Source organism: Nannocystis punicea, assembly GCF_026965555.1.
Taxonomy (GTDB): Bacteria; Myxococcota_A; Polyangia; order Nannocystales; family Nannocystaceae; genus Nannocystis; species Nannocystis punicea.
On sequence record NZ_CP114040.1, the window covers coordinates 3,966,460 to 3,977,453 of the forward strand.

At 73.2% G+C, this 10,994-nt stretch carries 9 protein-coding genes; 7 read left to right on the plus strand and 2 right to left on the minus strand.

Features of this window, described 5'->3' with window-relative positions; translation table 11 throughout:
• Positions 1–24 precede the first annotated feature (24 nt).
• Positions 25–738 (plus strand): hypothetical protein, encoded by a 714-nt coding sequence (locus tag O0S08_RS15270; protein WP_269039875.1) that lies wholly within the window; start codon positions 25–27, stop codon positions 736–738.
• 370 nt (positions 739–1,108) lie between these two features.
• A complete protein-coding gene (locus tag O0S08_RS15275) occupies positions 1,109–2,287 on the plus strand; it encodes a coproporphyrinogen-III oxidase family protein (protein ID WP_269039876.1) in 1,179 nt (392 codons plus the stop codon).
• A gap of 532 nt (positions 2,288–2,819) precedes the next feature.
• Here O0S08_RS15275 and O0S08_RS15280 read toward each other — a convergent pair.
• Positions 2,820–3,503 (minus strand): hypothetical protein, encoded by a 684-nt coding sequence (locus O0S08_RS15280; protein WP_269039877.1) that lies wholly within the window; start codon positions 3,501–3,503, stop codon positions 2,820–2,822.
• 623 nt (positions 3,504–4,126) lie between these two features.
• A complete protein-coding gene (locus O0S08_RS15285) occupies positions 4,127–4,825 on the minus strand; it encodes a pirin family protein (protein WP_269039878.1) in 699 nt (232 codons plus the stop codon).
• Positions 4,826–4,910: 85 nt separating this feature from the next.
• On the opposite strand from O0S08_RS15285, the gene O0S08_RS15290 reads away from it, so the two are divergent.
• From O0S08_RS15290 to O0S08_RS15310, 5 genes are all read left to right on the plus strand, one after another.
• A complete protein-coding gene (locus O0S08_RS15290) occupies positions 4,911–6,035 on the plus strand; it encodes a LysR family transcriptional regulator (protein WP_269039879.1) in 1,125 nt (374 codons plus the stop codon).
• 81 nt (positions 6,036–6,116) lie between these two features.
• Positions 6,117–7,184, plus strand: a complete 1,068-nt coding sequence (locus O0S08_RS15295) for a hypothetical protein (protein WP_269039880.1) — start codon at positions 6,117–6,119, stop codon at positions 7,182–7,184.
• An 87-nt stretch (positions 7,185–7,271) separates the two neighbouring features.
• Positions 7,272–7,841 (plus strand): nucleotide exchange factor GrpE, encoded by a 570-nt coding sequence (locus O0S08_RS15300; protein WP_269039881.1) that lies wholly within the window; start codon positions 7,272–7,274, stop codon positions 7,839–7,841.
• 6 nt (positions 7,842–7,847) lie between these two features.
• Entirely contained in the window at positions 7,848–9,683 is a 1,836-nt protein-coding gene (dnaK, locus tag O0S08_RS15305; RefSeq protein WP_269039882.1) for a molecular chaperone DnaK, read from the plus strand.
• A 19-nt stretch (positions 9,684–9,702) separates the two neighbouring features.
• Positions 9,703–10,788, plus strand: a complete 1,086-nt coding sequence (locus tag O0S08_RS15310) for a DnaJ C-terminal domain-containing protein (protein WP_269039883.1) — start codon at positions 9,703–9,705, stop codon at positions 10,786–10,788.
• The last annotated feature ends 206 nt before the right edge of the window (positions 10,789–10,994 follow it).

The window sequence follows — 10,994 nt, forward strand, 5'->3', positions numbered from 1 at the left end:
GCGACGGGCGAGACGAGTAAGCCGATGCACAGCGTCGAGGTCCAAGGCAATCACACCTGGGGTAAGTTCTCTGCCTTCCGCGTGCTCGGCGATCACGAGCCGATGCCGGGGTTCCGTCTGGTGATGCAGTTCGCGCCGCGCCCCGAGGGCGTGGCCCGCCTGCTCGAGATGCGCGCTCGCGCCAACGACCCCCTCGACTCCGAGCTCGCCCGCCTCACCGTGCGCGCCGGCATCGGCCTGCTGCAGTCGCACAACGTGTCGTTCGCCTACGCCAGCGCCGAAGAGGTGGTGGCCCTGGTCCGCGCCGACGCGGTGTCCCGCATGGGCAGCTCCCTGGCGGTCTACGAGCAGCTGCTGTCGATGTACTCGGCCCGCCTGGCGGTGCTGCTCGGCGAGGAGCTGGTGGTCCACGGCCACATCTTCGAGTTCCCCGACATCGGCATCGCCCGCCGCGCCTTCGTGTCGGCGCAAGAGTGGCTCGAGGAGGCGACCCCGCTCCGCTCGTCCCGCCGCCTCGGCCTGCAGATGCGCGGCCTCGGCCAGCCGTTCCACCCGTCCAGCCTCGAGACCGTCGAGGCCCAGGCCGGCCTGCTCCGCTCGGCCGGCATCGACCTCGAGACGCTCCCCCACTGGTGGTGGCGCGGCGTGGCGGCCCGCTTCCGCTCGGACGGCGGCGTCGAGCTCTACGATGATGTCCCCCACGGCGCCGACTTCGCCGCGCTCGTCTCCGACGTGTAGCCAGCCGCGGGTCGGCCGCTGGGCTGGCCGATCGAGCAGGTCGTTGCGGACATGTCGATTCGGGCATGTCCCCTCGAGCATGGCGGTTCGGGCATGCCCTTCAGGGCAGCCCCGGCGGCGGGGCGCGGGACGCGGCGAGCTCCGGCTGCCGCGACCCGTCACGAGCCGGCGGACCGTGACACCCGCCGAGCCGAGGCACGACGGCCGGCTCGAAGCGGGCATGGCGGGGCGCGTCCGTGCGCTCTGGCTGCCGCGACTCGAGCCGAGTTCACCACCGCGACGGGCCGAGCCGAGCGCGCCGGAGCGACCGGCGGCGGCCGTCCGAGTCGAAGGCACGGCGGCCCGACCCGGCGCGCGGAGGAGGGCGTAGGTGCGCGGGATCTACGTGCACGTGCCGTTCTGCGCCCGGGCCTGCCCGTACTGCGACTTCGACTTCCAGGTCGGGCGCGCGCCGGACACCGAGGCGTTCCTCGCCGGGCTGGCGGGCGAGGCTGGCGGGCGGGCGCAGGAGCTGGCGGAATGGACAGGTCTTGAAGGACATGGCGATTCGGGCCTGTCTGAAGAGCCATGGTCGACGGTGTACCTCGGCGGCGGGACGCCGAGCCTGCTCGGGCCCGCGGGGCTGACCCGGCTCGGCAAGTGGCTGGCGCGCCGGTTCCCCGGCTCGGGCGCGCGCGAGTTCACGGTCGAAGTGAACCCCGAGCACGGCGATGCGGCGCTCTACGCGGCGGTGCGGGCGATCGGCGGCACGCGGGTGTCGCTCGGCGCGCAGAGCACCGAGGAGGAGGGGCTGCGCACGCTCGGGCGGGTCCACTCGCCGACGCAGGCGCTGGCGTCGATCGCGGCGGCGGCGGCGGCCGGACTGCGCGTCAGCGCCGACCTGATCGTCGGCTGGCCGGGGCAGACCGAGGCGGGAGTGCGCGCTGACGTCGAGCGCCTGACGGCCGCGGGCGCGGAGCACGTGTCGGTGTACGCGCTGACGATCGAGGCCGACACGCCGTGGCCGACTCTGGTCCGCCGCGGCAAGCGGCGCCTGCCGGACAGCGACCACCAGGCCGACATGCTGGCCGCGGCCGAACAGGCGCTGACGACGGCAGGGCTGCAGCACTACGAGGTGGCCAGCTACGCGCGCGCCGGCGCGGAGGCGCGGCACAACCTGCTCTACTGGACATGGCAGGACTACCTGGGGCTCGGCCCCTCGGCCCACTCGGCCCGCTTCTTCGCCGACGGCTCGGTGCTGCGCCGCGGCAACGTGCGCGGCCTGCCGGCGTGGCTGAAGGACCCGAGCGCGCCGGCGGAGGCGGAGCGATTGACGCCCGAGGCGGCGGCGAAGGAGGGGCTGTGGACCGGCCTCCGCGACCTCCGGGGGCTCGAGGTGGAGGCGTATCTGCGCCGCTTCCCGGCGGTGACGCACGCGTGGGTCGAACAACGCACCCGCCGACAGGTGGCACGCGGCAACCTCGAGTGGGCCGAGGAGGGGCAGATCTTGCGGATCGCGCCGGGCCGCTGGTACTGGCACGACGCGGTCGCAGCCGATCTGCTCGGGTGAGGGGGACGCGAGCTCGTCAGGCACGTCGAGCGGCCGGGGGCCAGCGCGTCGTGGCCTGGCTCGACGTGGGCGAGGCCGATCGGCGGATGGTACGAAAGGCATGTCCCATCGGACATGCTTCCGTGCCAGTTCTTGTGGGCGAGCTCGTCACGCGCACCGAGCGACGTGGACTCGGGTTCGTGGGGGTCGGCGGCGGATGGTGAAGTTGAAAAGCCCCCGATGACTGACACGCGGACGATGGTCAACGAGCGCCCTCGCCCGCACGCGGGCTGCCCGGCTTCAGCGTGGATCCCGGTTCCGCGTTCTGAACTGCGCCGGTACGAAAAGGCATGTCCCATCAGACATGCCTCCGTGACCGTGCAGGTTCTTGTGGGGCGAGCTCGTCACGCGCGCCGAGCGACGTGGACACGGGTTCGTGGGGGCGTGCTCGACGTGGGCGAGGCCGGGCATGTCCCATCAGACAGCCACTACGGTGTCCGTACCCGGACCTGGCTCCTCGATGGGACGTGTCCGTTAGAACATGACCGAAAGGTCACTCGGGCTTCGGCGGGTCGAAGCGCATCGACAGGGAGATGGCGTCGCGGCCGCCCTGTTCGGGCGGGGGCAGGGTGGTGGCGAGCAGCGACTCGCGGACGCACTCGAGCAGGGCGGGCTCGGCGATCTCGTTGCCCTTGCCGGGCTCGAGGGTGTTGACGACGCCGCCGATGTCCTCGTCGCCGAGGATCTCGAGGTCGAGCACGAGCATGCCGGCCAGGTCGGGGTGCTCCTCGCGGACGAGGGCGTGACACTCGTCGACCAGGGGCATGAGCTCCCGGCTGAGCACGCGGGTGAGATAGCCGTGGTTGCCGGTGCGGTCGAGGATGGAGTCGGCAGGCGCGTCGTCGGCTGCGGCACCGCGCGACTCGCCGGCGCGCGAGGGGTCGCGGGCGGTGGGCTCGGCAGCGGGGACGTGCGAGGCGGCCGCTTCGCGCGTGGCCATGGCGGCGGCGATCTGTCGCTGCATGGCCTCGCGCCGGGCGGCGCCGTCGCGCAGGCGCCGGGCTCGTTCGGGCTCGGCGTCGTCGAGCCGGGTCCGCCGCTCGGCGGCTTCGGCGACCGGCTGCGCGGACGCTGCCGCCTGCACCTCGGCCTCGACCGCGCGCGGGCCCGACCGAGTGAACCACCACGCGCCGAGGACGACGAGCACGACCAGGACGAGCGCGACCGACTTCCGCATGTTGCCTCGTCGGCGACTCTACGTCGCGATGAAGCCGATCTGACGCACGAGGTCGCCGGGGCTCCGTGCCGCGGGGCGACTGTGTTTGCGAGGGGCGTTACCGGTTCGTTCCGACGCCGGTGAGCTCGCGCGGCCGGGACCGTCGCGTGGACGTCGCGGGTGCCGATGCACGGCGGCGAGGGGCCGATGCCGACGGCCGGAGCGACGCCGAGGGGCGGGCTCGCAGTCGGCCTTCGAGGGGCAGTTCGCCGGCATGCACGTGTTCGCCGCCGGTGTCCGGCGTTGCCGAGCAACGGGAGGCTGGGGCCCCAAGGACCGAGCCAGCGGGGTTGATGGACAGTCGGGGTTCCGGCGCACGCGGGGACGTCTCGCTGACGCTGGAGTCGCCGTGCGCACCGCCGTTGCCCGGGTTCGGCCCGGAGTGACGGAGAGGATCGGCGATTTGGCCGAGTGTCCCGCGTGCGCGGGGCAGTTAAGGCTGGATCCGCCGCGAGGCCGGCCAGGCGGAGCGCCGAGCTGGGCTGAACCATAGAAAATGTCCTGATGGACATGCTCTTTGGAGAATGACCATCAGGACATGTATGATAGGGCATGTTCTTCAGGACATGCCCCTCGCGTGAGCCTTAGCCGAGGTCGAAGACCAGGACTTCGCCGCCGCTGGTGCCCTCGACGGTGACGGCGGGCTCGTTCGAGAGGGCGAGGGCGTCGCCGGCCTTGAGGTCGTGGCCGTTGACGCGAGCGGCGCCCCTGGCGACGTGGACCCAGGCGTGGCGTCCGGGCGCGAGCGGGAGCTCGGCGCGCTGGCCGGCGGCGAACACTCCGGCGTAGATGCTGGCGTCGGTGTGGATCGTGACGCTGTCGTCGCGGCCGTCGCCGCTGGCGACCAGACGCAGGTGGCCGTCCTTCTCGGCGGCGCCGAAGCTGCGCTGCTGGTAGCCGGGCTTGAGGCCGCGGCGCTCGGGGAGCAGCCAGATCTGCAGGAAGTGCACGGGCTCGGTGCGCGAGGCGTTGAACTCGCTGTGGGTGACGCCGGTGCCCGCGCTCATGACCTGCACGTCGCCGGGCCGGATGACCGAGCCGGTGCCCATCGAGTCGCGGTGCTCCAGGCCGCCCTCGAGCACGTAGGAGAGGATCTCCATGTCGCGGTGCGGGTGCGTCCCGAAGCCCCGGCCGGGCTCGACGCGGTCCTCGTTGATGACGCGGAGGTTGCGGAAGCCCATGTGCGCCGGGTCGTAATAGTCGGCGAACGAGAAGGTGTGGTGTGAGTCGAGCCAGCCGTGTTCGGCGTGGCCGCGGGAGTCGGCGAGGCGTTGGGTGATCATGACGGGCCCCATCATGGCCCGGGTTTTTATGCTGTAAACCGCTAAAAAACTGATGCCACCCATCAGTTCATGCGATACTTCGCGGATGATCGGGGAGGTCACGCTCGACCAACTGCGGGTCCTGATGGCGGTCGCGGAGGCCGGCAGCTTCTCGGCGGCGGCCAAACAGCTGCGCAGGGTCCAGTCGGCGGTCAGCCAGGCGATCGCCAACCTCGAGCGCCAGCTCGAGGTGGCGGTGTTCGATCGCTCGACGCGGGTGCCGACGCTGACCGAGCCGGGCAAGGCGATCCTGGCTGCCGCCCGCCGGGTCGCCGGCGAGGTCGACGCGCTGCGCGGGCTGGCGGCAGGGCTCGCGCGCGGGCTCGAGCCGTCGGTGTCGCTGTGCGTCGACGCGTTGTTCCCGTTGCGGGTGCTGGTGGCGCTGTGCCGCGAATTCGCGGCGGCGTTCCCGACGGTGGCGCTGCGCGTCGACACCGAGACGATGTCGGACGTGGCCGCGCGGGTGCTGGCGGGCGCGGCCACGCTCGGGGTGGCGGCGCCGATCGCCGTGGCGCCGGGGCTCGAGCGGCGGTCGCTGGCGCCGATCCGGATGATCGCGGTGGTGGCGGCAGGGCACCCGCTGGCGCGCATCGAGGGCAAGATCGCCGGCGCCCGCCTGGGCGAGCACGTGCAGGTGGTGCTGTCGGAGCGCGGGCCCGGCGGGGTGCCCGACCAGGCGGTGCTGTCGCCGCGGACCTGGCGGGTGGCCGACTTGCACACGAAGCAGGCGCTGCTGCGCGCGGGCCTCGGCTGGGGCAACCTGCCGGCGGCGATGGTGGAGGACGATCTGGCGGCCGGCCGGCTGGTGGCGATCCAGCCGGCCGCGTGGGCCGAGGACGAACACACGCTGCACCTGTCGGCGATCCACCGCGCGGACACGATCCTCGGGCCGGCGCATCGCTGGATCGTCGATCGGCTGGCGACGCTGTGCGCGGCCGAGACCGCGAGCGGGCCCGAGACGAGCACCGGCGAGGGCGCGAGCGGGTCGCAGGGCCGGGCGGAGAGGGCGAGCGAGGGCGCGAACAAGTCGGCGGGCCGGGGTCGCGTGGGAGCGCCGGGCAAGGGAGCGGCGAGCGAGGCCGGCATGGACGCGCGAGGGAGGCCGGGGTCAGGGCGCGCGGCGAGGAGGTCGAGCGCGGGCACGGCGAGGAGGGTGAAGTCGCCGAAGTGAGCGAGGCCCGGGCGCGGTCCCGCGGCGGGCGTGCGTGCGCCTGCTGGCGTCCGGCGACGAGACGAGGTAAATGCGGATCGAGTGGAGCTGAGCCCGAGACGCCAGCGGATCCTGTTCGCAGTGTGCCGCGAGTACATCGTCACCGGGCGTGCGGTGGCGTCGGGGGCGCTGGTTCAGGTCCACGGGCTCGAGTGGTCGCCGGCGACGATCCGCAACGAGCTGGTGGCGCTCGAAGAGGCGGGCTACGTGTCGCAGCCGCATCAGTCGGCCGGGCGCCTGCCGACGCCGCTGGCGATGCGCCTGTACGTGCGCTCGCTGGTGCGTCCGCCGCCGCTGCGCCCGGAGCTGCGCCGCGCGGTCGACGTGTCGCTGTCGGAGCCGGTGCACGGGCCCGAGAGCATGCGGGTGGCGGCGCAGGTGCTGAGCGAGGTGGCGAGCTGCGTGGCGGTCACGTTCGTCAGCGAGGACCGCGGCGGGAAGGTGTCGCAGGTCGACCTGGTGCCGGTGCAGGGCTGCCGGGCGATGGTGGCGCTGACTCTGGCGGGGATGCACACGCGGCTGCACCCGGTGACGATCGACGCCCGCTTCGCCGAAGGCGGGGGCCTGCTGCGGCTGCAGGAGCGGCTGCGCGGGCTGTGCGTCGGCAAGACGCTGGCCGAGGCGCGGGCCGAGCTGTCGCGGCTGTGGGCCGAACACGAGGCGCGCCTCGACCGCCTGCTGGCCGAGAGCCTGCGTATCGGCCTGTGGCTGTGCACGGCGGCGGCGCTCGATCCGTTGTGGGTGCAGATCGCCGGGCAACGCCTGCTGGCAGGTCAGAGCGACCAGACCCTGGCGCAGGTGCTGGCGCTGTTCGACGACTATCACGGGCTCGCCGAGCTGCTGTGTCAGCTGCTGCCCGAACACTCGCTCGAGCAGGCCCGCGCCGAGGTCCACGTGGCCGCGGAGCTGCGCCCGGCGCTGGCCGGCGTGGGGCCCACGGGGCCGTGCGTGCTGTCCGGCATGAGCCTCATCGGTTGCCGGGTGCAGCCGGTCGAGGACGGTCGCACCGCTGCGGTGGTCCTGCTGGGCTCGGACCGCATGGATTACGAGGCGGCGATCCCTCTGGTAGAATACGCCGCGCAAGCGCTGGCGGCGCGCACCAGCGAGTGATCCCTCACTGGCGGTTCGCACTCCGCGAATACGAGGTCGCGATTCGGGCTTGTCTCGCGCGCCCGCCGGCCTTAAAGCGGGAGCCGCATGAGCCAGGATCCACAGGAAGAGAAGGCGGACGGCGCGGGTGAGAACGGCAACGGCGCGCCCGTCGAGGCCGAGTTGGTCATCACTCCGGAGGAGCGGGCCGAGCTGGCCGAGGCCGAGAAGGCCGAGCTCAAGGACAAGTGGCTGCGCGCGCTGGCCGAGCTCGAGAACTACAAGAAGCGGACCCGCCGCGAGATCGACGACAACGTGTTCCGGGCCCAGCAGAACCTGCTGAACGCGTTCCTGCCCACGGTCGACAACCTCGGTCGCGCGCTCGATCTGGCGCGCGGCAACGAGCAGCTCCACAAGGGCATCCAGATGGTCGTCAACGACTTCATGAGCGCGCTGGGCCGCTTCGGCGTGGAGCCGGTGCCGAGCGTCGGCCACCCGTTCGACCCGGCCATCCACGAGGCGCTGCAGCAGATCGACACGCCCGACTTCCCGCCCGGCGTGGTCGCGCGCGAGTGGGAGAAGGGCTTCCGCCAGGGCGACCGGCTGCTCCGCCCGGCTCGCGTGGTCATCGCCGGCCCCGGCTCGACCGGCGGCAAGGCCGAAGGCCAAGCGTCGTAACAGCCGATGGCCGGTCCGCGACCGAGCCCGATCCTCGGCATCGACCTCGGCACCACCAACTCGTGCGCCGCGGTGATGGACGGCGGCGAGGTCCGCGTGCTCGTCAACGCCGAGGGCAGTCGCACCACCCCGAGCGTGGTGGCGTTCGCCGGCCAGGAGGTCCTGGTCGGCTCGCTGGCGCGGCGCCAGGCGGCGATCAGCCCGGCGACCACGATCTACGCGGCCAAGCGCCTGATCGGCCGCAGCTATTCGGCGGTCGCAGGGCTGCGCGCGCGGCTGACGTACGACCTGGTCCCCGGTGAGAACGGCGACGCGTGGATCGAGGTCGCGGGGCGGACGATCGCGCCGGCCGAGGTCGGCGCGCACGTGCTGGCCGCGCTGCGCGACGCGGCCGAGGCGGCGATCGGCCGGCCGGTGACGCGCGCGGTGATCACTGTGCCGGCCTACTTCGACGACGCGCAGCGCCAGGCGACCCGCGACGCGGGGGCGATCGCGGGGCTGCGGGTCGAGCGGATCGTCAACGAGCCGACGGCGGCGGCGCTGGCCTACGGACTGGCTGACCGAAAGGACAGGCCGCCGAAGATCGTGGCGGTCTACGACCTCGGCGGCGGGACGTTCGACCTGTCGCTGCTCGAGCTGCGCAGCGGGGTGTTCGAGGTGCTGGCGACCGCCGGCGACACGCTGCTCGGCGGCGAGGACTTCGACGCGGCGCTGGTCGACCACCTGGCCGAGGGGTTCCGGCGCGAGCACGGGATCGACCTCCGCCGCGACCGCCCGGCGCTGGTCAAGCTGCAGGACGCGGCCCAGAAGGCCAAGCACGAGCTGTCATGGTCGCTGGCGACGGACATCGAGGTGCCGTTCGTGGCGTCGTCCGGCGGGCGGCCGCTCCACCTGCAAGCGAGCCTGTCGCGGCTCGAGCTCGAGCGCCTGGTCCGGCCGCTGATCCAGCGCACGCTGGAGCCGTGCCGGCGCGCCCTGGCCGACGCCAAGCTGCGCGCGCGCGACGTCGACGAGGTGATCCTGGTCGGCGGCCAGACGCGCATGCCCCGGGTGGTCGAGGCGGTGGCGGAGTTCTTCGGCCGCGCGCCCAACACGTCGCCGAACCCGGACGAGGTGGTGGCCGTCGGCGCGGCGATCCAGGGCGCGGTGCTGGCCGGCGAGGTCGAGGAGGTGCTGCTGCTCGACGTGGTGCCGCTCGACATCGGCGTCGAGACGCAGGGCGGGGTGTTCACGCCCCTGATCCCGCGCAACACGACGGTGCCGACCCGCCGCGCGGAGGTGTTCGGGACGACGATCGACGGTCAGACGGCGGTCGACGTGCACGTACAACAGGGGCTGCGGGAGATGGCGGCCGACAACCAAACGCTGGCCCGCCTGCGCCTGTCGGGCATCGCCGAGGCGCCGCGCGGGGCGCCCCAGATCAAGGTGACGTTCGAGGTCGACGCCGACGGGATCTTGCACGTGTCGGCGCGTGAGCTCGGGGCCGACGCGGAGGTGGCGACGACGGTGCAGCCGGCGGCCGGGCTGACCCGCGCGCAGGTCGAACAGCTGGCCCGCGAGGCGGCGGCGGCCCGCCAGGCCGACGCGATCCGCAAGGACGCGGCGCTGCTGCGAAATCGCGCGGAGGCGCTGGCCTACGCGTGTGAGCGCGCAGCCGAGGGCCTGCCCGGGCTGCAGGCGTCGCAGCGGGCCGCGCTCCTGGCCGAGGTCGCCACGTTGCGCGAATTGCTCGCCGCGGCGGCGCCGGCGACGGCGATCGAGGCGGCCCTCTTGACCCTCGAGCGCTCCTCGCAGCAGATCTACGCGGCGCTGCTCGGCAGCGAATCCACCGGGAGCTCCTGACCTCGGGACCGAGAACTTCATGGCGCAGCACCAAGACCACTACGCCGTGCTCGGCGTGGCCTCCGACGCCACGCTCGACGAGATCAAGCACAACTATCGCCGGCTGGCGCTGGCCAACCACCCCGATCGCCACCCCGGCGACATCGAGGCGGAGGAGCGCTTCCGGGCCATCAGCACCGCGTACTCGGTGCTGAGCGATCCTGTCCAGAGGGCCAGGTTCGACACGCAGCGGCACCTGCCGGTCGGGCTGTTCGAGCAGCCGGTGACGATGCAGACCGCGCGCGACCTGCTGGCGGCGGTGGTCGGCGACGTGTTCGGCCGCCAGCGCCGCGAGCGTCGCCGCGGCCGCGACGTCCGCTACACGCTGACGGTCGACCTGGCCGAGGCGGCGCTCGGGTCGGAGCACGAGATCCAGTTCGAGGCGCTGGGGGCATGCGCCAGCTGCAACGGGACCGGCTCGAAGCCCGGAGGTCGGCCGCCGACGAGCTGCCCGCTGTGCCACGGCCGCGGCGAGGTCAAGGGCGAGGGCTTTTTGGCCCGCCACACCACGTGTGGCCGCTGCGCCGGCACCGGCATGGTCCAGCTCGATCCGTGCGAGACGTGCCGCGGCCGCGGGGCGCGGCGAGAGGCGCGGAGCTTCAAGGTCCGCCTGCCGCCGGGCACCGAGGGCGGGGCCGAGAAGGTGATCCAGAACCACGGCGAGCCCGGCCAGTTCGGCGGCGGCCCCGGCAACCTGCGCGTGACCGTCAGCGTGCGCCCGCACGCGTGGCTGCGCCGCGAGGGCCAGGACATCCACTGCGAGCTGTTCGTCAGCCCGGTCGAGGCGGCCCGCGGCGGCAAGGTGCCGGTGCCGACGCTCACCGGCTCGGCGCTGCTCGAGCTGCCCGCAGGGGTCGCGACCGGCGCCAAGCTGCGCCTGCGCGGCAAGGGCGTGCCCGCGGAGGGCGGCCGCCCCGGCGACCAACTGGTGACTGTGGTGGTCGAGACGGCCAACCTGTCCGCAGGGACATCCGCGGTCGGAGCCGCGCTCGACGGGCTCGAGCGCGCGCTGCAGAGCGAGCCGCAGGTGCTGCCCAAGCGCGCGGCCCAGCGCGGGCTGAAGTGAGGGGGTGTCCTTCGGGGCATGTCGATAGGGGCATGTTCGGATGGACATGCTCTTGGGAGCATGGCTTGATGGGCATGTTCCAGGGGACGTGCGGCGGCTCGCCGAGCGGCGCGCGCTGCCGGTGAACGAGGCCCTCGCTCTGCGAGCGCGGGTCGGTTCGCCGACCTGGGGTGCGCGGCCCGGTGAATGAGGCCCTCGCTCTGCGA

Coding starts and splice junctions, on each gene's coding strand:
- O0S08_RS15285 (WP_269039878.1), bottom strand. CDS start 4,825: ATGATCACCCAACGCCTCGCCGACTCCCGCGGCCACGCCGAACACGGC.
- O0S08_RS15270 (WP_269039875.1), top strand. CDS start 25: ATGCACAGCGTCGAGGTCCAAGGCAATCACACCTGGGGTAAGTTCTCT.
- O0S08_RS15310 (WP_269039883.1), top strand. CDS start 9,703: ATGGCGCAGCACCAAGACCACTACGCCGTGCTCGGCGTGGCCTCCGAC.
- O0S08_RS15300 (WP_269039881.1), top strand. CDS start 7,272: ATGAGCCAGGATCCACAGGAAGAGAAGGCGGACGGCGCGGGTGAGAAC.
- O0S08_RS15280 (WP_269039877.1), bottom strand. CDS start 3,503: ATGCGGAAGTCGGTCGCGCTCGTCCTGGTCGTGCTCGTCGTCCTCGGC.
- O0S08_RS15290 (WP_269039879.1), top strand. CDS start 4,911: ATGATCGGGGAGGTCACGCTCGACCAACTGCGGGTCCTGATGGCGGTC.
- dnaK (WP_269039882.1), top strand. CDS start 7,848: ATGGCCGGTCCGCGACCGAGCCCGATCCTCGGCATCGACCTCGGCACC.